Origin of the sequence: Kriegella aquimaris, assembly GCF_900103215.1 — a bacterium.
GTDB lineage: Bacteria > Bacteroidota > Bacteroidia > Flavobacteriales > Flavobacteriaceae > Kriegella > Kriegella aquimaris.
Genome location: NZ_FNGV01000004.1, coordinates 203,441 through 228,003, shown reverse-complemented (window position 1 = coordinate 228,003; position 24,563 = coordinate 203,441). Strand labels below are relative to the sequence as shown.

Here is a 24,563-nt window from a genome sequence, read left to right as displayed (position 1 = left end):
CCAATCCCTTAAAATTACATTTTTTAATTTATAATCTTTGCAGCGGTTATGGGCTACATCATCTTTTCATATAAGTTTCATCGTGGTTCAAAATAGTGTTGGCTACCATCGTCAATGCCGCTGTTTTATTGGTTGATAGTGATGGGTTTAAGAATTTTTTACCAACAGTCAAAAGCTTTTTGGCTTCATCGGGATTTTCATTAAAACGATTAGCTTGATTTTTATAAAGATTCGTTAAAATCGAAAGTTCTTCTTTCTTCGGAAATCGACTTAAAGCTAGTCGAAATCCGTAGCCAATCTGCCCTTCTAAAGAATCACCCCCTTCTTGCTGCATGCGTTGCGCCAATATTTTGGATGCTTCTACGAATTGCGTGTCGTTCATCAGTACCAAGGCCTGTAAAGGGGTGTTCGTGTTTTCTCGTTTTACGGTACATACCTCGCGGGATGGTGCGTCGAAAGCCGACATTGCAGGATGTGGTGAGGTACGGCGAATGAAGGTGTAAAGTCCCCTGCGATAGAGGCTGTCTCCCTCTGATTCGACATACCTTAATAATTGATGTGAGAAATTACTTTTTTCGATCCACAGGTTTCCTGGTTGATAGGGGCGAACACTTTTTCCACCCACATCGCGCACTAACAATCCGCTAGCGGCAAGCGCATTGTCACGAATCATTTCTGCAGGCAGGCGGTAACTACTACTTCTGGCCAGGTAGCGGTTTATGGGGTCTTTTTCATAGATCTTTTGGTCGATTTGGGATGACTGTCGATAAGTATGCGATAACACCATGGTTTTTAAAAGAGCTTTCACATCCCAACCATTTTCCATAAAAGATACTGCCAGCCAATCTAACAGTTGTGGATGACTCGGTAAGGCTCCTTGTACTCCAAAATCTTCCGGAGTGCTGACCAATCCGCTACCAAATAGCATTTGCCAGTACCGGTTTACCGTGACGCGGGCGGTAAGGGGGTTGTCTGCAGAGCATAGCCATTGTGCCAGCCCTAAGCGATTTTTAGGATATTCTTCAGAAAAGTTTGGTAAAGCTTCCGGTGTGTTCGCCTTTACTTCGTAAATCGGTTGCTCGTATTCTCCACGGGCATAGGCAAATGTGGTTCTTTTTTCGGGCATTTCTTCCATCACCATGATTTCCATCACCGGCATCATTTGTGCCAACCATGCATTGCGAAGGTCCTTTAGCTCTTTTTCAATGTTTTGAATTACTTCGGACTGATTAATCCAGAATTCCCTTTCCGGTTTTTTGATTTCCGCAACCGGTAATGGGTCTTCGGCTTCTGCGATACCTTGTATTTCTAATGGAGACAAGTTTCTTGAGTAAATACGGATGTCGTCAATCTTACCTTGAAAAATTCCGTTTTCCCCTGTCGAAAAACTGTAGTTTCTGGCTACTTTTATAGATCTTGTATATAAAGTATGTTCTTTATCTTTAATGGATTTTATGCTCTTGTAGAGCCGGTCATACGGACTAGTTGTAGGTTGCTCCTTGCCATCAATAAAAAGTTTTAGCCCTTTTGCCTTTCCAGATCCATCGTAGGTAAAGGCAACATGACGCCAAGTGTTCAAGTTGATCGAATCTTTCGAAATCACCTGTATGTAGTTGTGTGGTAAGGAGCTTACCAGTCGTGCATTCAAATGGTTCAGGCTGTCGAGATAAAAATCCCAACCCCGCCATAGGCTGTTTTTCCCGCCCACGGTACCCAATAATGTCTGGGTTTTTCCTGCTTTCCTTTTCTTGGTGTTCAACCAAAGACTGCCAGAAAATTTATCCGTCCATTCGAAATTTGGGGTGTTATCGATATATATTTCGTCATATTCTCCGGTGAATTCAAGTGCATTTCCCTTTTTTCCGGAAACCACTTTAGGGGGTGCTATTGAAGTTACTTTTTTATTGCGGTCGATGACATACCGATTATCGGTATTGGGTTTGTTTGAAACGTTGTCGAACGGATAGTGACTTATGAGTCCTTTTTTATAAAAGTCATTGGGCAACTGCTTCATATAAGCGTCCAAGTCCGCCAGCTCTTTTTTAGTGAGCTGTAATTGCTGTTCTTTATGCTGAATTTCGTTTTTTAGACTGTCAAGTGTTTGGTCGGTTTCATTATCGGTGAGGGCTAACATCGGACCTGAATTGACGTCATTTCCGGTGACGCCCAACTCTTTGATATTATCGAAGAAAGCGGTCATCTCAAAGTAATCTTTTTGGGAAATAGGGTCGAATTTATGATCGTGACAACGGGCGCAAGCTACGGTGAGTCCCATAAAGGCGGTGCCTACCGTTTCTGCTCTGTCCCAAACGGAGTTCAACCGGTTTTCCTCATCAATTGCGCCACCCTCGCTAGTACTGGGGTGGTTACGGTTGAATGCAGTGGCCAATTTTTGCTCTTTGGTTGATTCTGGCAGAAGATCGCCCGCCAATTGCCACGTAATAAATTGGTCGTAAGGCATATTACGCTTAAACGCACTAATGGCCCAATCGCGCCAAGGCCACATCATTCTAGCGCCATCGGCATGTTTTCCGTGGGAATCGGCATATCGCGAAAGATCCATCCAGTCTAAGGCAAGGCGTTCGGCGTTCGCATCTGTATTTAACAACTTGTCTACCACATTCTCATAAGCATCTGGACTTTCATCATTTAGAAAAGCGTCGATTTCAGAAATTGTAGGGGGGAGTCCGGTGAGATCCATGGTGACCCTACGCAATAACCTTTCTTTATTTGCTTCGGGAGACGGAGCAAAGCCCTTTTGTTTTAAAGTAAGTTGAACAAAAAGATCAATCTCGTTAATGCTTTTCCATGTGCTATCTGCGGGCTGAGGAATTTCTGGTTTTTCGGGTTTCACAAAAGACCAATGATCCTTCCATTGCGCACCTTGTTCAATCCATTTGATAATTGTGGCTTTTTCTGTCGGAGTTAGTAAAAGGTTTGATTCCGGCGGAGGCATGACCTCTTCCGGATTATCACTGAGTATTCTTATGATGCTCTCACTCTGGGCAGGATTTTCGGAAACGAAAGCATGATTTCCATTACTGAGCGTGGCAAACGCTTCCTCTTCAAGGTCTAAACGTAATTCGGCTTTTCTACTATTTTTATCTGGGCCATGACAGGCGAAACAGCGATCGGAAAGAATAGGTTTTACGTGAAAATTAAAGTCAATGGTCTCAGGAAGTTCATCGTATGCAATTTCTACATCTTTCGGAAGACTTAACGAACATGAGGCAGCAAGAAAACCCAAAAAAATTAATACAATTCTAAGACCGGACATTTAGGTGTTTATAATAGCCACCTAAAATACATATTTTATTTAGATGTATTGTTTTTAAGGGAATCTGTGTGACTTTTTCAATAAGAACAACAATTTTTTTAGAATCCATCAATCGTGTATGGGGTTGTTTCCTTCTATTGTTTTATAATTCAGATTATTTAAATTTTTGGAGACCGAAAATTAGTTTTACATTTGCGCCCAGTTTTAGGGATATTAGCTCAGTTGGTTTAGAGCGCTGCCTTGACAGGGCAGAGGTCACTGGTTCGAATCCAGTATGTCCCACTTTTTGCTTCCTATTTCGTGTATCGTATATTTTAGCTTAGAAAAAACTTGTTCTCAATTCTTTTTGCTATTATCGTTAGGTAGATGGACGGATAAAACATCAAATCCAACTATTTTTAGGTTTTTCATTACGATTGCCCATACACGACCCACAATCATTTGTTATTTTTGAGCGTTGATAAATGCGGTAGTTTCTGAATTTTTTTAGAAGTTCGTATAATCCTTGAACATGCTGAACAAAGGCATTAAATTTTTAATTGAAAACAAACTCATAGCTTTTATTTTGCTGGGGTTGTTTTTGATTTGGGGTGCTGTGCATTCGCCATTTAATCTGGGGGTCGACTTTTTACCCAAAGATTCTGTGTCCGTTGATGCCATTCCAGATATTGGGGAAAACCAACAAATTGTCTATACGCGATGGGACGGACAATCACCTCAAGATATCGAAGACCAGATTACTTATCCCCTAACTTCCAATTTGCTGGGCGTTCCCGGCGTTAAAACGGTTCGAAGTTCTTCGATGTTCGGCTTTTCCAGTATCTATGTCATTTTTGAAGAAGGTGTAGATTTTTACTGGGCCCGGAGTCGAATCTTGGAAAAAATAAATGCACTGCCATCAAATGTTCTGCCCGATGGGGTCAAACCGACCCTTGGTTCTGATGCCACGGCCTTGGGCCAGATTTTTTGGTATACCTTGGAAGGTAGAGATGAAAAAGGGAATGTCACCGGTGGGTGGGATCTTCACGACATCCGTAGTATTCAAGATTTTTATATAAAAAATGCGCTCTCTTCGGCAAGTGGGGTTTCAGAAGTAGCTTCGATAGGGGGTTATGTTCAAGAATACCAGATAGATGTCGATCCCGAGTTGATGCGGCAATATGCGGTAACCCTTTCAGAGGTTATAAAAGCTGTTAAAGAGAACAACAAAGATGCGGGTGCCAAGACTTTGGAGATTAACCAAGCGGAGTACTTTGTTCGCGGATTGGGATATGTCAAGAGTATAGAAGACCTTGAAAACGCACAGGTTAGAACCACGAATTTCACCCCTATTCGTATCAAAGATATTGCTCGGGTTACCATGGGACCAGCCGAGCGCAGAGGTATTCTTGATAAAGGCGGAGCCGAGGTAGTCGGCGGAGTAGTGGTTTCACGATACGGGGCTAATCCAATGCAGACCATTGATAAGGTAAAGCAAAAAATAAGGGAAATTGCACCAGGGCTGCCATCTAAGGTTTTGAAAGATGGGAGAACCTCGCAACTTACAATTGTACCTTTCTATGATCGTACGGTCTTGATCGAACAAACGTTGAATACCCTTGGCGAAGCACTGACATACGAAGTGTTGATTACCATTTTGGTTGTTCTCGTTTTGTTATTTAATCTTCGCGTTTCCATACTAATTTCGAGCTTGATGCCCATTGCGGTTTTAATGGTCTTTATTGCCATGAAGCTTGGTGGGGTTGATGCAAATATTGTGGCGTTATCGGGTATAGCCATAGCTATAGGTACTATGGTCGATATGGGAATTATTCTATCAGAAAATATTGTACGGCATCTCGATTTAAAGAAGGATAACGAAACTGTTGATCAAGTGGTTTACACCGCTACGACCGAAGTTTCGGGGGCTATTCTTACGGCTGGTCTGACCACTATCATTAGCTTTATTCCAGTTTTTACGCTTACCGGTGCCGAGGGAAAATTGTTCACACCTTTGGCATTTACTAAAACGGCGGCATTAACCGCTTCGATGATTATTGCTTTGTTTTTGATTCCACCGATTGCTGCCCAGTTGTTTCGCGAAAAGCGCTTGAACAATGGAATGGTTTTGGCTTTCAATATTTTAATTATTGTTTTAGGAATTGCAGGCCTGTTTTTCGGTAACTACTTGAGCAGTATACTCATAGTTTTTGGGATAATTGGCTTGCTGGGAAAACTTCAAAAAATTACGGAAACACAAGTACAATTATTCCGAATGATTTGGAGTGTGTTGGTTATCATAATTTTGTTGGGGTATTATTGGCGTCCCTTGGGTTACGGCAACAATACCTTTGCAAATTTATTTTTTGTCGCGGTGCTTTGTGCAATCGTAATCGGTGGCATTCTGCTGTTCAAACAGTATTACGAACGTATTCTGGTATGGGCGCTGCAATACAAGTTATGGTTTTTGAGCATTCCTGCTGTGTTATTGGTGTTAGGGCTTTTGATTATGGGAAATACAGGGAAGGAATTTATGCCCTCCTTGGATGAAGGAGCATATCTCTTGATGCCGACTTCAATGCCCCATGCCGGAATAAGTGAAAACAAGCGAGTATTAAAACAGTTGGATATGGCCGTTGGTCAGCTTCCCGAAATAGAGACTGTCGTAGGAAAGGCAGGTCGGGCAGAATCTTCATTAGATCCGGCCCCGCTCTTCATGTACGAAAATGTTATTTTTTATAAGCCAGAATTTATGCTGGACGCAAATGAAAATCCCATTACGTTCCGTACGAATGCAGATGGACTTTTTGAAACTAAAAGTGGGGCATTTGTTACTTCTGGAAGTGGATACGATGCAAAAGACCTTATCGAAGAAAAGGGTGGGGAGTTTTATAGAAATTGGAGACCGGAAATAAAGAACAAAGGAGACATTTGGGACGCCATAGTGGCTGTAACGAAATTGCCAGGGGTAACCTCGGCACCTAAATTACAACCGATAGAAACTCGGCTGGTGATGTTGCAGACGGGGATGCGTGCTCCTATGGGGATAAAGGTAAAGGGACAAGATTTAAAGGAAATAGAAGCATTCGGATTGGAACTGGAATCCATTTTGAAGAAAGTTCCAGGTATAAAGAAAGAGGCTGTTTTTGCCGATCGTATAGTGGGGAAACCTTATCTTCTGATTGATATCGATCGCGATAAGATATCCCGATACGGGGTTTCCATTTCCGAGGTACAAGAGGTATTGGAAGTTGCCGTTGGCGGCAAAGTGCTTTCGCAAACTGTTGAGGGAAGGGAGCGGTATGGTATACGGGTGCGCTATCCGAGGGAACTTCGAGGAAGCCCAGAAGATTTGCAGAATATTTATCTGCCTTTATCGAATGGTACATCGGTTCCACTCTCGGAGTTGGTATCCCTTCGATATGAACAAGGGCCACAGGTTATCAAAAGTGAAGACAGTTTTTTGGTCGGCTATGTCTTGTTCGATAAAGAAAACAATTTTGCAGAAGTAGATGTTGTTGAGGCGGCCAAAGGGGCAATACAGAAAAGTATTGACAACGATGAAATAAAAGTTCCTCAGGGTGTTAGTTATCAATTCGCCGGTACCTATGAGAATCAATTACACGCCGAGAAAACCTTGTCTTTTGTAGTACCTTTGGTTTTATTGGCTATATTTTTGATACTGTACCTACAATTTCGTTCAGTATCCATTTCATTAATGGTTTTCACAGGTGTTGCTGTGGCCTTTGCAGGAGGTTTTATACTGCTTTGGCTATATGGTCAATCTTGGTTTATGAATTTTGGTGTTGCCGGAATGAACATAAGAGAACTTTTCAATATGGGAACCGTGAATTTGAGCGTTGCCGTTTGGGTGGGATTTATAGCGCTTTTTGGCATAGCTACAGATGATGGAGTGGTAATGGCAACATATTTGAAACAGACTTTTGAGAAAAATACGCCAACGGATGTAAAGCAGATACGAGCAGCCGTATTGGAAGCGGGAAAAAAGCGTATTCGCCCCTGTTTGATGACTACCACGACGACCATTTTGGCGCTGTTGCCCATTTTGACGGCTACCGGTAGGGGAAGCGATATTATGATTCCTATGGCTATTCCTAGCTTTGGTGGTATGTTGGTCGCTCTGATTTCTTTGTTTATTGTGCCCGTTCTCTTTAGCTGGTACAAAGAATGGACTTTGGTATCGGAAAATAAGCATAAAATTAAATGACCATGATAAAAAAATATGGTACATATTTAGCAGTTTTGGCAGTCGGCCTAGTATTGGGGTATTTCATTTTTGGAAACTCTGGCAATCATGCCGAGCAACATGGGCATGAGGTCACTTCTGAAAATAGTGTAATGTGGACCTGTTCTATGCACACTCAAATTATGCTTCCTGAAAAGGGGAGTTGTCCGTTGTGCGGCATGGATTTGATTCCCTCGGAAACGTCGACCATGGTTACTAACCAATTCAAGATGTCTGAGGAAGCCCTAGCACTTGCCAATATTGAAACAATCACGGTGGGAATGGGTGAACTACAGAACAATCAACTCACACTTTCCGGAAAAATTACGGCCAATGAAAAGACCAACGGTATTCAAACTACAGTATTTGATGGTCGTATAGAAAAATTGAATGTCAATTATGTTGGCCAATATGTAAAGAAGGGACAACAATTGGGGTATATCTATTCACCTGATCTTTACCTTGCCCAAGATAAGTTGTTAACTTCAGCGTCATATAAAGATTCGCATCAGAAATTATATGATGCCGCCCGTAATACATTAGGACTTTGGAAAATGACGGACGAACAGATTAATGAAGTTCTTCGGACGAAAAAGCCCATGATGAAATTCCCCATTTATTCAGATGTTTCAGGAACGGTTACCGAGGTTTTAGCGACAGAAGGCAATTGGTATAAAGTAGGTGATCCATTATATAAAGTATCTAATCTCTATACGGTATGGGCGGTTTTTGACGCCTATGAGAATCAGCTTACAGCATTAAAGCAAGGCCAGAATATCACTATAGTATCCAATGCCTTTAATGATGAGTTGCAGGCGAAAATTTCATTTATAGAACCCGTTCTGAACGATGCGCTAAGAACAGTTTCGGTTAGAGTAACTTTGAATAATAAAGACCAATTATTGAAGCCCGGAATGTTCGTACAGGGCCAAGTAGAAGTAGTCGATGATGAACAGGCCCTGACTGTGCCGAAATCAGCTGTTTTGTGGACAGGAAAGCGATCATTGGTTTATATCAAACCCAATCCAGATCTTCCTGTATTTGAGATGACCGAAGTCACCTTGGGCAACGCCATTGGTAATTCGTATGTTATTTTGAGTGGATTGTCAAACGGGGATGAGGTTGTGGTCAATGGGACATTTACGGTTGACGCCGCCGCTCAGTTGCAAGGTAAGAAATCGATGATGAGTAATAAAATGTCAGTCAAAACCGATGAGGTTATGATGGATGGTCATACGGATGCCATGCATTTTAAGGGGGATTTTATAAATAAATTTACGAAGGCCATACATGTTTATATTGATTTAAAGGACGCCTTGGTGGCAACTAATGCCGATAAATCGATGGAAAAGGCAAAGGTGTTATTATCGCAATTGAACGAAATTGATAATACGATGCTGGAGGAAGCAGTACAAATACCGCTCGAAAATATCAAGACAAATGCTAAGCATATTTCAGAAACTAATGATATCAAAGTACAGCGACAATATTTTAAGCCACTGTCCGAGGGTATGGTGGCCATCACCTCTAACTTCAGTGACCTTGACCAGCCAATATATGTTCAGTTTTGTCCTATGGCAGATGGCAATAAAGGGGGTAATTGGTTGAGCTTCCAAGATCAAGTCAGAAATCCTTATTTTGGAGATATGATGTTGACCTGTGGAAGTGTCACAAAAACCATTCAATAATTATAGAAGGTTTAATAGCCGCTCAAGGGCCATTCCTCTTGATCCTTTGATAAGAATATGGCTTTTTGCTGGCAGAGACTCTTTTTCGAGATAAGAAGATATGGCCTCAAATGAATCGAATTTTTGATGTGCCGTTTTTACTTCGAAGAAATTCTCCCCTATCAGAAATACCTTTTCAATATTCATTTTAGCGACCAAGTCGGCAATATATTGATGCTCTTGTGCCGCAGATTTGCCGAGCTCGAACATGTCGCCTAAGAATGCAACTTTAGGATTATTCCCCATCGCATCAAAGTTCTGTAAAGCTGCTTCCATACTTGTAGGATTGGCGTTATAGGCATCGAGAATAATCTTATGGCTGTTTTTCTTGATTATTTGAGAGCGATTGTTTTCAGGAACATAAGATTCAATCGCAGCTTTAATATCCGGTAATGACACATTAAAATATTTACCGATAAGCACTGCGGCTGCACTGTTCGTGAAATTATAGCTTCCGACCAATTGGGAAGATATAATACTGTCTTCGGTTTTGAGTTTTACAAAAGGATCAGCGCCAAAAAACTCGATTTTATGAAACCTTTGCTTCTCAGTGCTAAAACCATATTTCTTTATATAACCGCTTAGCTTGGCCATTTGAACGGAGTCATCGGCGTTCATGAAAATAGACTTGTCATTTCTAATTAAATAGTCGTAGAGCTCACTCTTTGCTTTGATTACTCCTTCTTGACTGCCAAACCCTTCAAGATGAGCTTTACCGAAATTGGTAATGTATCCGAAATCGGGCTGCGCTATCTTACAGAGAAAAGCAATTTCTTCCAAATGATTGGCGCCCATTTCAACAATAGCTATTTCAGTATCTTTCTTAATGGTCAGCAAAGTCAGCGGTACACCAATATGATTATTTAAATTGCCTCTTGTAGCGGTGGTTTTATATTTTTTGGAGAGTACGACGTTTATCAATTCTTTCGTGGTGGTTTTACCGTTGCTGCCCGTCAAAGCGATTATTTTGGCCTCGCAATAATTTCTGTGGTAAGTCGCCAATTCTTGAAGTGTTTGTAATACATCGTCTACAACAATGAACGTGTTTGAGGTGGCATATTCTTTTTCGTCCAGTATAACATATGCGGCTCCTTTCTCAAGAGCTTGAGCGCCATATTTGTTTCCATTAAAATTATCACCTTTCAAGGCGAAAAAGATACAATTGGCACCAATCGTCCTAGTGTCAGTGGAAATATTTGGAGATTTCAAAAATAACGAATGTAGTTCTGGTATGGTCATTTATAAAAGTCGTAGAAGGAAAAAATAAATATTTAAAGTTTGACAGTGACCAGCGGTCACTGTTTATTTAATGCATAAAAATAGTTGCTTTTTGGATAACCTGTACCCTATTAAAGGCAATTAATTCTTTTAATGGCTTTATGTTGAAAGGGCCTTTGGCTGATAATTTGTTTTTTGTATCTGTCAGCATAAGAGTGGTTTACGGTTTTTCGCAACCCAAGGGGTCGGAAACAAAAAAGGCCTCGATTTTATCAAGGCCTCCTTTCTTATGTTGTATAAGCTTACTTTGCTTTTTTACCACGTGGGGTCTTATTCTTTGTTTTAGATTTAGAGCCAACTCTTGACATGGCACATCTGAAACCGATATCATCTGTGGCCATATATTGTGGTAAATATCTTCTTTGTGCTGGATCCAACCAATACGCTCGGTCGCTCCAAGAACCTCCCTTGTAGACGCGAACTTCATCATTTATCAATGTGGTTCTGTCATTAGAAGTGTCATACTGACGATTAAGGTTTCCGTCTGCATCACGTTCAACTGTGTGTTTCGGTGAATTGTACATTTTTTTAGAATCGTCTTGTTCTTCATCTTCATCGCTAAATCGATCGAAGAAACGCGATGAACCTGGGTCACCATCTCGGTATCCTCTGTTGTCACTTGACGAGAAATTAGTTCTTAGATAAGTTTCCTGCTCGTCTACTGGAACCATTTTTATCTCACCTGGCAAATTTACGGCTACTACTTTACCGTTCGGTAAGGTATCAAAGATTATAGAATCTCTTAGTATGGTCACTTTCCCATCTTTACCAATAGCAGATTTCATGTAGATGTTTCCTCTGTAGTAGTTGAAATCACTTACTTCATCATCTACTATGGGTCTATAAACATCGGCTACCCACTCAGAAACGTTACCCGCCATGTCGTACAATCCTAAATCATTGGGCTTATATGACATTACTTGTGCGGTGATATCCGCTCCGTCATCGGACCATCCTGCGATTCCACCGTAATCACCTTTTCCTTGTTTGAAGTTGGCTAATTGATCACCTCGACCGACACGTTGTCCGTTTCTTGTGTATTCGCCATCCCAAGGATATTTTTTTCTACCTCTATAGTTGTTGTATTCACGACTGCCTTGATTTGCTTGCGCAGCATACTCCCATTCCGTTTCTGTTGGTAAACGATACTCGGGCATTATGATACCGCTACTTCTTTTTGCAAAGGTATTGGTGCTGTCTTTTTTCATTTTGCCTTGAAGCGAATCGATTTGTCCGTTGTAAACTGATTCAGGTCTATTTAGATAAGCTTCGGTACTGAACGTTCCTTGCACTTCTCCAGTCGCTGCTTGATATTTAGCATCTTCAGAAAGATAGCCTTCCCTTTCCAACATTACTTCGTTGACACGGTCAGTTCTCCATTCTGCAAATTATGTAGCCTGAATCCAGTTAACACCCACTACCGGATATTCGGCGTATGCAGGATGTCGTAAATAATTATTGGTCATGGTCTCATTGAAGCCTAAACGGTTTCTCCATACCAAGGTATCAGGAAGTGCTCCGGTATAAATGTTTGTATATTTTGGGTTTTCGGGAGGATAAACACTCTTCAAATAGTCAAGATATTCTAAATACATCACATTGGTGACTTCGGTTTCGTCCATATAAAAAGACTGAACGTGTTGCGAACTCGGTGTATTGTTCCAGTCGTGCATTACATCATCTTGAACCTGACCTTTGGTGAATGTGCCTCCTTCAACAAATACCAGACCAGGAGCAGTTTCTTGCTCTTTAAAATCGGTATTGTACTGGAAACCACCTTCCTTGGCATTTATTTTCCATCCAGTAGCCCTCGATACGTTTTTGGAAGATGACGATGATTTTTTGCAGCTTGTAACTGAAAAACCTCCCGCTATTACTGCACAAGAAAGTACAATTTTTATAAACTGTTTTTTCATAATAAGGTCTTGAGTTCAAATAAATAAACTACGACAAGGTAGTCTGGAATTTGTATTTTGATTAATTTTAGCATCAGTTTCGGCATATAAAACGGTGATTTTCACATAATATTTTATTCCGAAAAAAAAATCTTAAATCGGGTTGAACATCCTTTCAAAATCACAACGATGTTTCTAATCTTCATAACGGATCAAAACGCAATATAGTATGAACAATCGGTTTTCTTTTCCACATCAACGATCAAATAGTACCGTTAAGGATTAAAAAACTAATTTTAAACCGAAGAATCGATATTTTTGACCGAATTTATATGTTGTTCGTCACGAATTCAAAAAATAATGTATTCGCTATATAAGATAATCGGTAAATGCTCGTTTACATGTGTAGTTCAAAATCAAAGAACTTTGTAACAGGGAACCAAAACTTTGACACTAAAAGATGAAGAAATTAGCAGTATTTTTACTTTTGACCACAGTATTCAAACTAGCGGCCCAAGAAGAACAAAGGGTAATAACAACTGCAGTTCCTTTTTTGACTATTGCAGCCGACGCCCGATCTGCTGGGATGGCTGATATGGGAGTCGCCACATCTGTTGATGCATTTTCGCAACAATGGAATTCTGCAAAGTTTGCTTTTGCCGAGCGAAAAATGGGCATAGGAGTTAGTTATACACCCTATTTGGAAAGTGTCATCGCCGACATCGGACTATTAAGTGCAAACTATTATAATAAAATTGATGACCAAAGCGCGTTTGCGCTTAGTTTACGCTATTTTACCTTAGGGGAAATAGAACTAAGACAAACCCTTGATGATGGGGGAACGATAGTAAAACCGAATGAATTGGCCTTTGATGGTTCTTATTCCTTAAAATTGAGCCCAACATTTTCAATGGGCGTAGGTGCGAGATATATTCGGTCGAATTTGAAATTACCTCAAGAAGGATCAATAGATTCAAAAGCAGCAAGTACTTTCGCGGTAGATGTTTCAGGTTATTATCGATCAAGAGAGATCGCTTATAATAGTTTTGATGGTCGTTGGAGGGCGGGATTTAACCTTTCCAATCTAGGAGGTAAGATTGCATATGATGAAAATGGGCAAGAGAATTTCATACCTACCAATTTAAAGTTTGGTGTAGGTTTTGATTTTATTCTGGATCAAGATAATGTTCTTGGACTTACCTCGGAATTCAATAAATTATTAGTGCCAACACCTCAAGATTTTAATGGTGACGGACAACTCGATAGTGCCGATAATGATGAATATCAAGATATCGGTTTTTTTAGTGGGGTCTTTAAATCTTTTGGTGATGCCCCTGATGGTTTTGGGGAAGAACTTAAAGAATTTACATGGGCATTGGGTGCCGAATATACCTATCAAGATGCGTTTATGCTGAGAACGGGATTTTTTAACGAGAGCGAAGAAAAAGGTTATCGTAAGTTCTTTACCTTGGGTGCCGGATTTAAATTTAAGTCCGCCCAGGTTGATTTGGCCTATTTGTTTTCGGCCTCTAAAGTGCGCAACCCTGTAGAAAATACGTTACGGTTCTCACTTACCTTCAATTTAGGTGATGAATTTTACAATGATTAAGTAAACAGATTCATAATACCAATTTCATAGCCTGCTCATGCAGGCTTTTTTATTCTTGAATTTATTGTATTTGGGGTCCTAAAGAAATAAAGTAATTTTAAAGACTAACATAAGCATTTTTGCCTGCAGAATTTCCCCAGCGAAAGGTGATGCGTATATGCTTAGTGAAATAACCGAATATTAATGTTTTTGCTAAATGAGAAAACAAAAAATAACTATTGAACTAACCGTGTTCGATACAATCGAAGAGTTGTCTTCGGCCAACCAAGAACTGATGCGATTGGCAGTAAAAGCTAGGAAAAATGCCTATGCACCATATTCAAACTTCGAAGTAGGTGCGGCGGTACTATTGGAAAACGGGGAAGTTGTAATCGGTAACAATCAAGAAAATGCCTCGTACCCTTCTGGTTTATGTGCAGAACGGGTTGCAATTTTTCAAGCAGGAGCAAAATATCCGGGAATTTCGATTAAGTGTATCGCGATTTCAGCTACATCGAAGAACTATACTGTCGATAAACCGGCAGCTCCCTGCGGTAATTGTCGCCAAGCAATTTCCGAATACGAGGTGAAACAAAGAAGCCCGATCAAACTGTTTTTAATGGGAGAGACTGGTGAGGTGGTCGTATGTAATTCGCTTGCAGACATTCTTCCACTTGCCTTTGACAATTCATTTTTATAGTGAATTAATGTAAGAATAACCCTGTTGTTTTGATTTCGCAATAAGATAAGGGGCGTGCCCCGTGTTTGTTTTTCCGTCAAGCTTTTGACTTTATTGTTTTATCGATTCATTTATATGTGTATTTTTGTTTCCTGATTTTCGCTATCTTGATGCTGTTAAAGTCGATGCGAAGCCTAGAAAATTTAAACTAAACACCGATTAATGGAAAAAATAACCAAAGAGACCTACCTGAAGTGGTATGAAGACATGTTGTTCTGGAGGAAGTTTGAAGATAAACTTGCTGCAGTATATATTCAGCAAAAAGTTCGCGGATTTCTTCATCTATATAATGGGCAAGAGGCTGTTTTGGCAGGTGCTTTGCATGCCATGGACCTTACCAAAGATAAAATGATAACCGCGTATCGAAACCACGTTCAGCCCATAGGAATGGGGGTTGATCCCAAAAGAGTAATGGCAGAGCTTTATGGAAAAGTAACCGGCACATCTCAAGGAATGGGAGGGTCGATGCATATCTTTTCAAAGGAACATCGGTTTTATGGAGGTCACGGCATTGTCGGTGGACAAATACCTTTAGGTGCCGGTATTGCTTTTGCGGACAAGTATTTCAAACGAGATGCAGTAACATTATGCTACATGGGTGATGGAGCGGTTAGACAGGGTTCTTTTCATGAAGCCTTGAACCTCGCGATGCTTTGGCAGTTGCCAGTTGTTTTTATTTGCGAAAATAATGGGTATGCGATGGGAACTTCGGTAGCCAGAACTTCACATTCTACAGAAATTTGGAAATTGGGCCTAGGTTACGAAATGCCTTGTGGGCCTGTTGATGGAATGGATCCCGTTACCGTAGCGCAAGAAATGAGCAAAGCTATCGAAAGAGCTAGAAGTGGTGGTGGACCAACTTTCTTAGAAATGAAAACTTATCGCTATCGTGGCCATTCGATGTCAGATGCACAGCATTATCGAACGAAGGAGGAAGTCGAGGAGTACAAAAAAATCGATCCTATATCCCAAGTGCTTACGGTGATAAAGGAAAATAATTACGCGACCGAGGATGAAATCAAAGAAATGGGCAAGCGGGTCAAGAGTAAGGTTTCTGAATGCGAGAAGTTCGCCGAAGAGTCTGATTACCCTCCGGTAAATCAATTATATGATATGGTCTATGAGCAGGAAGATTATCCATTCGTACAACATAAACAATAGGTAGATGGCAGAAGTAATAAACATGCCCAGATTGAGCGATACCATGGAAGAAGGTACCGTTGCAAAATGGCTTAAGAAAGTTGGAGATAAGATTGAAGAAGGAGATATTTTAGCTGAAATCGAGACTGACAAAGCAACCATGGAATTCGAATCTTTTCATGAGGGTACTTTGTTATATATTGGTATCGAAGAAGGTGATGGCGCCCCTGTTGATTCACTTTTAGCAATTATTGGTGAAGAAGGAGAAGATATTTCAAGTTTGTTGAATGGAGCAAGTGCATCTGCAGATACCGGTTCTGAGGCTGCTGAAAAAGATACGGAAGCAAAAGAGACAACTGCAACTAATGATACTGATGCTCAGTCCCCGGCGGTAGAGATTCCTGAGGGTGTAGAGGTGGTTAAGATGCCTCGATTGAGTGATACCATGGAAGAGGGTACGGTGGCGTCATGGTTGAAAAAAGTAGGAGATGAAGTAGAGGAAGGCGATATTTTGGCCGAAATCGAAACTGATAAAGCTACCATGGAATTCGAATCATTTTATTCCGGTACTTTATTATATATAGGCATTCAAGAAGGCGAGTCTGCACCAGTCGACGAAGTGTTGGCGATTATTGGCCCGAAAGGCACCGATGTTGATGCTGTATTGAATGCGGGAAGTGCTCCGAAAGAGGCTCCTTCCAAAGATAAACCTGCTAAGGTTACTGAAGAAAAAACGCAAACATCTACTTCTGGTTCAGAAACAAAACCAGTAAACGACGGACAGCGCATTTTTGTATCTCCCTTGGCCAAAAAGATGGCAGAAGATAAAGGTATTAATTTAAGCAATGTTCAAGGTACCGGTGATAATGGGAGAATAACCAAGAGAGACATTGAAAACTTTAAACCTGTAGAACAGCCTGCCAAAGTTGAGACTATAGCTCCCAAGGAGACAGCTGGCAGTAAGGCGGCTGCGCCAATAAATCTACCTGTTGGTGAAGAAGGTTTTGAAGATGTGAAGAATTCGCAGATGCGTAAGACCATTGCGAAACGATTGAGTGAATCTAAATTCACGGCTCCCCATTATTATTTGACTATTGAAGTCGATATGGATAATGCATGGGCATCGCGATTACAAATCAACGATTTGCCCGATACTAAAGTATCATTTAATGATATGGTGGTAAAAGCATGTGCCATGGCCTTGAAAAAGCATCCACAGGTAAATACCACATGGAACGGTGACTCAATGCGTTATAACCATCATGTGCATATTGGTGTTGCAGTTGCAGTTGAAGATGGTCTAGTTGTTCCGGTATTAAAGTTCTCTGACCAAATGAGTCTCTCACAAATAGGTGGCGCGGTAAAAGATATGGCCGGTAGGGCTCGAATTAAAAAACTGACTCCTGCCGAAATGGACGGAAGTACTTTTACAGTTTCTAATTTGGGTATGTTCGGTATACGAGAGTTTACATCGATTATCAATCAGCCAAATTCGGCTATTTTATCGGTAGGCGCTATTGTTGAAAAACCCGTAGTTAAGAAAGGTGAAATTGTGGTAGGTAAAACCATGACGGTAACATTGGCTTGTGATCACAGAACGGTTGACGGGGCTACTGGGTCTCAGTTTCTGTTGACACTACGGTCATTTTTAGAAAACCCGGTTACTATGTTGGCCTAGTCTTTTTATAACGAATTATGATTTGAACATCCGCCATTGGCGGATGTTTTCTGTTTTTAAACAATGCTCCGTCATTTTAACGATAAGATACTGCCTTTGAGCCTGTTCATTTTTAGTTTTATCGACTTACCCGTACCTTTCGCGATTGGTTGTTGTAAATTCAACATAATCGAATAGATAAAAGTGAGTTGTGCCATCCCCTTAGTTTAATAGGCATAAAAATTCTTTAAAATGAAAACATTTTACACAGTATTATTATTGGGCTTTTTAATTAGTTGCGGTAGTTCTAAGGTGGAGCAAGAAGTCGCATTGAACGAAACTGCTCGACAAGGTTCAAGTGCAATTACGAATATTATAGCGGAAACTAAAGATGGTGACTTGCCTGAAGAGAAAAGCTTATCAAATAGAAGTCCCATCACTGCGCAAAAAGACTTTTCCAGTAAGGAAGAAGTAGCGGAAATAATGAATTTCTTGGCATCTGACGAATTACAGGGTCGTGAGACCGGTAGTGAAGGTATAGCCAAGGCCGCAAATTTTATCGAGACAAGTTTCAAAGAAAATGGGATAGCCCCTTATTTTTCTTCTTATCGCGATACTTTGGTCAATTTTGATCAACCGGCTTTTAATGTTGTTGGATTTATCGAAGGGAATGACCCGCTGCTTAAAAAGCAGTTTATTATTATTGGTGCGCATTATGATCATATAGGAACTTTGGCCGAAGAAAATGGTGATAGTATAGCCAATGGAGCTAACGATAATGCCTCAGGAACAACAACCGTGTTAGAACTTGCCCGGTATTTTGGCGCAACACATGATAACAGGCGTAGTATAATTTTCGCACTCTTTAGTGCCGAGGAGAAAGGGCTTGTAGGATCTAAGCACCTAGCTCAGAAATTGAAAGCACAGAATTTGAACCTTTATGCCATGTTAAATTTTGAAATGGTAGGAGTGCCCTTGGCAGGGAGAAATTATGATATGTACGTGACCGGTTACCGAAATTCTAACTTGGCGGAAATATGCAACCGATATGCAAAAGAAAAACTGTTCGGCTTTCTTCCTTCGGCAGCCGACATGAATCTTTTTCAACGGTCTGATAACTATCCCTTCTTTACTGAATTTAATGTGCCTGCCCAAACTTTTTGTACCTTCGACTTTACTAATTTCAATCATTATCACAAGGTAGGTGATGAAAACGCCTTGATGGATTTTGACCATATGGCATCCATAATAAACAAAAGTATTCCAGTTTTAAAAGGTATTTCGAATTCACCTATCAAAGAGATTATTTGGCATCGTTAATATGGCAAACATTATAATTACAGGTACTAGTAGGGGCATCGGTTTTGAAATGGCAAAGCTTTTCGCAGATGAGGGGCACCAGGTTTTGGCACTTTCTAGAAATACTGCGCCTATAGCCGCTTTGAACCATAAGAATATATCTTCTTTTTCATTTGACCTCTTCAGCGTTATTGATTTGGAGAAACTAAAAACGTTTTTGAACGATCATTGGAACACCGTTGATATACTAATCAACAACGCTGGAAAATTGGTTAATAAGCCTTTCTTGGAAACTACTTTGAAGGAGTTCGAGGAGGTTTATAAGGTAAATGTTTTTGGGGTGGCGGAAATCACGAAAACAGTTATTCCCAAGATGCCAAAGAACGGTCATGTCGTCACCATAAGTTCAATGGGGGGAGTGCAAGGTAGTGTAAAGTTTCCTGGGCTTTCCGCTTATAGCAGTAGTAAGGCTGCGGTCATAACGCTAACGGAACTTTGGGCGGAGGAGTTTAAGGAAACAGGTCCTTCTTTTAATGTGTTGGCCTTGGGTGCCGTGCAAACTGAAATGTTACAGGAGGCATTCCCAGGATATCAAGCGCCTACCACGCCGCTCGAAATGGCTTCATATATTAAAGAATTCGCTTTGACAGGACATACGTTATACAACGGAAAATTGCTACAGGTAAGTAATAGTACTCCCTAAGAATAGCTCGCGAATACTTTCTCACCAAAATTCTATTTGGCTCCTTTGCCTGAAATTAAGCGGGCTATAAGTTGTGTCTGCGGAAATTGTTCCAATATTATTTTTAGAAAAACGGTCAATGGTATGGCCATGATCAACCCTGGGATACCCCAAATGAACCCCCATAACATAAGCATTACCAAAACCGTAATAATGTTAATGGAAAACGATTTACCCATTAGAATAGGCTCTAGAATACTTCCAAATAGCACCTGTACGCCTGTTATGATTAGAACGAAAAATAACAAATGACCGGTTGTATCCAATTCCACAAAAGCAAAAATACTGGTCAATATTACAGATATAAAAGAGCCTATCATTTGCACAAAATTGATTACAAAGGCGAAAAGACCCCAAAAAATAGGAAAACTTACGCCAAAGAAATAACATGCCACTCCGATGCCGATGCCGGTACCCAAACTCACTAAAAATTTAACTTTTATAAAAGTGATGAGGTCTTTTTCAATCTTCATGAATGTTTTCACAGAAGCGTGTTTCTGTTTTAAAATGGTAGAATTCAATAACTTTTGAACATTGATCGACTCAGCTAACCAAAGAACAACAAAAAAGGCGGTCATTAAACTCATCGTGAGAAAATTCCCAATAAAACCTAAGGTCGATCCAAAATTTTTCATGACATAATCCCTGTCGATAAAATGGTTTAGAACAGGTTCGTCTTCCGCATAAGGAATTCCAAATACAGTTTCTATTGATATCAGAAGGGTTTCAAGCTTAGTTTCTGCCTTTGCCAAGAATATTTCGTCGGTAGCCCGTATTTCGCGGCTTGAAAGCTGCACCAGTTCACCTCCAATTTTGAGGGCTCCTATTATAATGAGTACCACAATAAAGATACTTACCCCTTGTGACAGCCGTTTTTTACGTAGCCAACGCATTAGGGGTAAAAACAACAGGGCGATAAACATTGAAAATACCAAAGGAACGAGAATAAAGGAAAGTATCTTCAATAAGTAAAATACAAGCGGAATTACTATTATCAGTAATAACCTATTGGTGGTTCTCAAATTGTTCATTGAATGCTTTGATATAAAGACTTGCAAAGGTAAATGAAAGAAATATACTGCTGAGCTGAAATCAAAGAAATATGGGAAGATTTGCGCTTACAAATCAAAAAAACGGCAACTTTTGTTGTTTCAATAAAAAATCAGGAATAGTACACGCGGAGATTTCAGTATTCTGATTTTGAATTTCAAAAAAACTATACGTGTTGGTCAATTAGTATTGCATTTCCATCTGGGTCGGTTATCATCATGCTTGCAGGTCCTGAAGTATCTTCCTTTGCCTCGCTATCTAATTTCAGCCCTTTGTTCTTAAGTGTCTTTTGAATTTTCCTTACGTCATCGAATTCTTCAAGTTCATTTGCATTTTCATCCCACCCAGGGTTAAAGGTTAGGATATTATTTTCAAACATACCCTGAAATAATCCGATAAGGGCATTCCCGTTTTTCATAATCAGATAATTTTTTTCCAAATCACCTGCAAAAACTGTAAATCCGAGATTTTCATAGAATAACTTGGAAATTTTGATATCCTTTACAGAAAGACTTACTGAAAATGCGCCTAATTTCATGATGTTTATTTTTGTGAATGATGTTTAAGGACAATGTCTCCCATACATCTGTTTACATTCCAATTTAGATTATTCCAAGTTAAAAAAAAATTATGGATGCCCACAGTTTGTTTTTCCCATTTAATAAAACTTATTTTTGCCACAGTGGACAAGATATTGATCAAATATTTACCTGAAAGAGCAGTAAAGCCTTGTTTTAGCCTTATTGAGGAGACGGGAGTTCATTTGAAAATAGTGAACGAACGCGTCACAAGGCATGGCGATTATAGAAGATTACCCAGTGGTAGGCACCAGATCACGGTAAATGCGACCCTCAATAAATACAGATTCTTAATTACCTTGATTCATGAAATCGCACATTTGGTAGCTTTCGAGAAATATGGTCGCCGAATAAAACCGCATGGGGCGGAATGGAAACATACGTTTCAATATCTAATGGTACCCTATATACGCCCAGAGATTTTTCCGAACCAGCTATTGCCACTACTGGCACGGCATTTCAAAAATCCAAAAGCCAGCAGTAGCACTGATGCGCGATTGTCTATTGCGTTGCAACAGTTCGATGTACAACACACCGATAAAACCTACGTTTTTCAAATACCTTCAGGAAGCATTTTTCGTATTTACAATGGAAAATTATTTAAGAAGGGCAACAAACGGGTAAAGCGGTACGAATGTGTTGAAGTGACTACGGGGCGATTGTATTTATTTCAACCTAATGCAGAAGTTGAACTGATCAAAGAGTGATTTCTAACTTTGTTATTGGCATAAGTTTTAATAAATACATGATATACCGAATAACTGATTAATTTTGACTAAAAATAAGAAATGAAAAATAAAAACTACTACGCAGTATTAATGGCCGGTGGTGTTGGCTCGCGATTTTGGCCGATAAGCACATCGTCATACCCCAAACAGTTTCACGATATGTTGGGTACGGGCGACACCCTTATTCAAAAGACATTCAAACGGTTGAATAAATTTGTGCCTACCGAGAATATTTTAATACTGACCAATGAGCGGTATAATGATCTTGTGTTGGAGCAGCTACCTTTGGTTACCCAAGAGCAAGTAGTTTTGGAACCCGCTATGCGAAATACCGCACCTTGTATTTTATATGCCGCGCTCAAAATTCAAAAAATGAATAGCGATGCCGTAATGATTGTGGCTCCTAGTGATCATTGGATAGAGGACGAAGATGCCTTTGCCAAAGATGTCACGACCTGTTTTGAGAAGTGTGGAAATGAAGAAGTATTATGTACGTTGGGGATAAAACCAACCTTTCCGAATACCGGATTTGGCTATATCGAATTTGAGAAGGAGGGCAGTTCAGACCTCAAAAAAGTGCATCAATTTCGTGAGAAGCCCGATTATGAAACGGCAAAGGAGTTTTTAGCTCAAGGGAATTTCTTGTGGAATGCCGGTATTTTTATGTGGAGTGTGAAAACCATTGTTGACGCTTTTGAAAATTATCAGCCAAAACAATATCAGCTTTTCGAATCGGGCAGGTCATGTTACAATACAGAAGAAGAACGGGACTTTATTAAGGAGAATTATCCGAAGGCTGAGAACATATCGATCGACTATGCCATTTTAGAAAATTCAAAGTCCATTTTTGTGCTTCCGGCAACTTTCGATTGGAACGATTTGGGAACCTGGGGCTCGCTATATGATAAATTGGACAAAGATTCGAACCAGAATGCCATCGTAAATAGTAAAGTTATTTCACAAGATGCTTCGGGAAATATGATCCGTTCACCCAAGGATAAAATTGTGGTTGTCGACGGCTTGAAAGATTATATTATTGTTGACAAAGAGGAAGTATTGTTGATTTATCCGAAATCCAAGGAACAGGATATCAAACAGGTTTTAGGAAAGGTAAAAGATGCTTTTGGTGATAAATATGCATAAGTATGAGTGAAAAGGCAGAAGAAAACAAAGGCATTGCCCCTGATGAAGAACCTATCGAAAGTAGGGAAGAGGTAAAAAGAGATTTTAAAGGGCTATTAGAAAGCACTAAAGTATTTCTACACGACCTTTTAGATATTCGGCCCAATACGGATCAAGAGGCGACCAAAGAGGCTATAATAGCCGATATTCCCTTTAAAGGGCATACCTCATGGATTTTGATTTGTTCGATTTTCATTGCCTCTATTGGGTTGAACGCGAATTCTACGGCCGTAGTGATTGGTGCGATGTTAATCTCCCCGCTTATGGGTCCTATTTTAGGTGTAGGTTTGTCATTGGCCATTAACGATATCGATACGTTACGCCGTTCTCTAAAGAACTTTGCCGTTATGGTAGTCCTAAGTGTTTTGACGGCCTATCTGTTTTTTGCAGTTTTTCCCCTACGTGATGAATCGTCTGAACTTTTGGCGCGAACAGCACCAGATATCCGTGATGTGCTGATTGCCTTTTTTGGTGGTTTGGCACTCGTTATCGCTCGGGCCAAAAGAGGCACCATAGCCTCTGTTATTTTTGGTGTGGCTATTGCCACGGCTTTGATGCCGCCCTTATGTACCGTTGGTTTCGGAATTGCTATCGGTAATTTTGAATATGCCATGGGGGCGATGTACTTGTTTACCATCAATACTATTTTCATAGCGCTAGCGACCTTTTTGATAATTAAGCTTTTGCGTTTTCCTATGGTACGGTACGCCAATTCGCAAAAAAGAAGAAGAACGGCAAGAATCGCCTCAATAATAGCGATTTTGGTTATGATTCCGGCAGGGTATACTTTTTATAACGTTTTTCAGGAATCACGTTTTAAGAAACAGGCCAATGATTTTATTTCAGAAAAAATAATGCCCTATCAATTTTCAAAGGGTGGTAGATTTTTAAAAGACTTTTCAACTATTGAATATAACGATGGTAAAGATTCTTCGATAGAATTGGTTTTTATGGGGAATGAAACTATTCCGGAGAATATTATAGATACTTGGAATGCCCAAAAGGAGGAATTCTCTAAACTTACCCAATGTGATTTAAGAATAATTCAAGGGTCAAATAGTGCCGAGGTCGACCAATTCAAATACGTGAACGAACTTTATGAGTCACAAAAAAACCAGTTACTTGGAAAGGACGATAAGATCAAACTGCTTGAATCGGAGTTGTCACGTTTGCAGAAATTAGCGGCCAACCAGATTCCCTTTGCAGAGATAAGTGCCGAGGCCCGCGCCAATTATGAGAATTTATTGACTTTGAGCTATTCCCAGACCATTACCACAGACTTTAATACATTGGATACTATTCCCGTTTTCGAAGTAAAGTGGAAACCGGAAGTGGCACAGGAGCAAAAACAAAAAGATGCAGTAAAATTGACCGATTGGCTAAAACTGCGATTAAAAGACAACAAAATTCAATTGAAAGAGGTGACCATGGCTACGACCGAGAGCACTGAATAATCTC

15 protein-coding genes, 1 tRNA gene and 1 pseudogene are annotated in these 24,563 nt (G+C 40.2%); 12 read left to right on the top strand and 5 right to left on the bottom strand.

From position 1 onward, the window contains the following. Positions 1-58: 58 nt before the first annotated feature. Positions 59-3,277: a DUF1553 domain-containing protein gene (locus tag BLS33_RS11095; protein ID WP_089888621.1), complete on the bottom strand. Its 3,219-nt coding sequence runs from the start codon at positions 3,275-3,277 to the stop codon at positions 59-61. Between the two features lie 207 nt (positions 3,278-3,484). Here BLS33_RS11095 and BLS33_RS11090 point away from each other — a divergent pair. The 3 genes from BLS33_RS11090 to BLS33_RS11080 all read left to right on the top strand — a co-directional run bounded on the left by BLS33_RS11090 (position 3,485) and on the right by BLS33_RS11080 (position 9,190). After that, positions 3,485-3,559: transfer RNA gene (locus BLS33_RS11090), tRNA-Val, on the top strand. Between the two features lie 229 nt (positions 3,560-3,788). Then, positions 3,789-7,484, top strand: a complete 3,696-nt coding sequence (locus BLS33_RS11085) for an efflux RND transporter permease subunit (protein WP_089888619.1) — start codon at positions 3,789-3,791, stop codon at positions 7,482-7,484. 2 nt (positions 7,485-7,486) lie between these two features. Continuing rightward, the gene (locus BLS33_RS11080) at positions 7,487-9,190 is read left to right on the top strand and encodes an efflux RND transporter periplasmic adaptor subunit (RefSeq protein ID WP_245731401.1); all 1,704 of its coding nucleotides are present in this window, start codon (positions 7,487-7,489) and stop codon (positions 9,188-9,190) included. Here BLS33_RS11080 and BLS33_RS11075 read toward each other — a convergent pair whose 3' ends face one another. After that, positions 9,191-10,468 carry a UDP-N-acetylmuramoyl-tripeptide--D-alanyl-D-alanine ligase gene (locus BLS33_RS11075; RefSeq protein ID WP_089888617.1) on the bottom strand — a complete coding sequence of 426 codons (1,278 nt, stop codon included), beginning with the start codon at positions 10,466-10,468 and terminating at the stop codon, positions 9,191-9,193. It lies immediately after the preceding gene. Positions 10,469-10,749: 281 nt separating this feature from the next. Beyond that, positions 10,750-12,423 (bottom strand): annotated as a pseudogene (gldJ, locus tag BLS33_RS11070) (gliding motility lipoprotein GldJ). A gap of 439 nt (positions 12,424-12,862) precedes the next feature. Here gldJ and porV point away from each other — a divergent pair. The 6 genes from porV to BLS33_RS11040 all read left to right on the top strand — a co-directional run bounded on the left by porV (position 12,863) and on the right by BLS33_RS11040 (position 19,528). Beyond that, complete coding sequence (porV, locus tag BLS33_RS11065; RefSeq protein ID WP_089888615.1) at positions 12,863-14,011, top strand: type IX secretion system outer membrane channel protein PorV; 1,149 nt, start codon at positions 12,863-12,865, stop codon at positions 14,009-14,011. Positions 14,012-14,207: 196 nt separating this feature from the next. Beyond that, positions 14,208-14,690, top strand: coding sequence for a cytidine deaminase (gene cdd, locus BLS33_RS11060; RefSeq protein ID WP_089888613.1), 483 nt, complete (start codon positions 14,208-14,210; stop codon positions 14,688-14,690). A gap of 201 nt (positions 14,691-14,891) precedes the next feature. After that, positions 14,892-15,890 (top strand): pyruvate dehydrogenase (acetyl-transferring) E1 component subunit alpha, encoded by a 999-nt coding sequence (gene pdhA, locus BLS33_RS11055; protein ID WP_089888610.1) that lies wholly within the window; start codon positions 14,892-14,894, stop codon positions 15,888-15,890. A gap of 4 nt (positions 15,891-15,894) precedes the next feature. After that, positions 15,895-17,547 (top strand): pyruvate dehydrogenase complex dihydrolipoamide acetyltransferase, encoded by a 1,653-nt coding sequence (locus BLS33_RS11050; RefSeq protein WP_089888608.1) that lies wholly within the window; start codon positions 15,895-15,897, stop codon positions 17,545-17,547. A 231-nt stretch (positions 17,548-17,778) separates the two neighbouring features. Continuing rightward, entirely contained in the window at positions 17,779-18,846 is a 1,068-nt protein-coding gene (locus tag BLS33_RS11045; RefSeq protein WP_089888606.1) for a M28 family metallopeptidase, read from the top strand. A gap of 1 nt (position 18,847) precedes the next feature. Further along, positions 18,848-19,528, top strand: a complete 681-nt coding sequence (locus BLS33_RS11040; protein WP_089888603.1) for an SDR family NAD(P)-dependent oxidoreductase — start codon at positions 18,848-18,850, stop codon at positions 19,526-19,528. Between the two features lie 32 nt (positions 19,529-19,560). Here the strand turns inward: BLS33_RS11040 and BLS33_RS11035 are convergent, their stop codons facing one another. Then, entirely contained in the window at positions 19,561-20,598 is a 1,038-nt protein-coding gene (locus BLS33_RS11035; protein WP_089888601.1) for an AI-2E family transporter, read from the bottom strand. A gap of 185 nt (positions 20,599-20,783) precedes the next feature. Next, entirely contained in the window at positions 20,784-21,155 is a 372-nt protein-coding gene (locus BLS33_RS11030) for a VOC family protein (protein ID WP_089888598.1), read from the bottom strand. A 96-nt stretch (positions 21,156-21,251) separates the two neighbouring features. Here BLS33_RS11030 and BLS33_RS11025 point away from each other — a divergent pair, with 96 nt between their 5' ends. The 3 genes from BLS33_RS11025 (at position 21,252) to BLS33_RS11015 (ending at position 24,559) form a co-directional block, all read left to right on the top strand. Continuing rightward, a complete protein-coding gene (locus tag BLS33_RS11025) occupies positions 21,252-21,902 on the top strand; it encodes a SprT-like domain-containing protein (protein WP_394330901.1) in 651 nt (216 codons plus the stop codon). An 81-nt stretch (positions 21,903-21,983) separates the two neighbouring features. Then, the gene (locus BLS33_RS11020; RefSeq protein ID WP_089888595.1) at positions 21,984-23,066 is read left to right on the top strand and encodes a mannose-1-phosphate guanylyltransferase; all 1,083 of its coding nucleotides are present in this window, start codon (positions 21,984-21,986) and stop codon (positions 23,064-23,066) included. Between the two features lie 2 nt (positions 23,067-23,068). Next, positions 23,069-24,559 carry a DUF389 domain-containing protein gene (locus BLS33_RS11015; protein ID WP_089888593.1) on the top strand — a complete coding sequence of 497 codons (1,491 nt, stop codon included), beginning with the start codon at positions 23,069-23,071 and terminating at the stop codon, positions 24,557-24,559. The last annotated feature ends 4 nt before the right edge of the window (positions 24,560-24,563 follow it).

Coding starts and splice junctions, on each gene's coding strand:
- BLS33_RS11020 (WP_089888595.1), top strand. CDS start 21,984: ATGAAAAATAAAAACTACTACGCAGTATTAATGGCCGGTGGTGTTGGC.
- porV (WP_089888615.1), top strand. CDS start 12,863: ATGAAGAAATTAGCAGTATTTTTACTTTTGACCACAGTATTCAAACTA.
- BLS33_RS11095 (WP_089888621.1), bottom strand. CDS start 3,277: ATGTCCGGTCTTAGAATTGTATTAATTTTTTTGGGTTTTCTTGCTGCC.
- BLS33_RS11075 (WP_089888617.1), bottom strand. CDS start 10,468: ATGACCATACCAGAACTACATTCGTTATTTTTGAAATCTCCAAATATT.
- pdhA (WP_089888610.1), top strand. CDS start 14,892: ATGGAAAAAATAACCAAAGAGACCTACCTGAAGTGGTATGAAGACATG.
- cdd (WP_089888613.1), top strand. CDS start 14,208: ATGAGAAAACAAAAAATAACTATTGAACTAACCGTGTTCGATACAATC.
- BLS33_RS11080 (WP_245731401.1), top strand. CDS start 7,487: ATGATAAAAAAATATGGTACATATTTAGCAGTTTTGGCAGTCGGCCTA.
- BLS33_RS11050 (WP_089888608.1), top strand. CDS start 15,895: ATGGCAGAAGTAATAAACATGCCCAGATTGAGCGATACCATGGAAGAA.
- BLS33_RS11035 (WP_089888601.1), bottom strand. CDS start 20,598: ATGAACAATTTGAGAACCACCAATAGGTTATTACTGATAATAGTAATT.
- BLS33_RS11025 (WP_394330901.1), top strand. CDS start 21,252: ATGCCCACAGTTTGTTTTTCCCATTTAATAAAACTTATTTTTGCCACA.
- BLS33_RS11045 (WP_089888606.1), top strand. CDS start 17,779: ATGAAAACATTTTACACAGTATTATTATTGGGCTTTTTAATTAGTTGC.
- BLS33_RS11030 (WP_089888598.1), bottom strand. CDS start 21,155: ATGAAATTAGGCGCATTTTCAGTAAGTCTTTCTGTAAAGGATATCAAA.
- BLS33_RS11015 (WP_089888593.1), top strand. CDS start 23,069: ATGAGTGAAAAGGCAGAAGAAAACAAAGGCATTGCCCCTGATGAAGAA.
- BLS33_RS11040 (WP_089888603.1), top strand. CDS start 18,848: ATGGCAAACATTATAATTACAGGTACTAGTAGGGGCATCGGTTTTGAA.
- BLS33_RS11085 (WP_089888619.1), top strand. CDS start 3,789: ATGCTGAACAAAGGCATTAAATTTTTAATTGAAAACAAACTCATAGCT.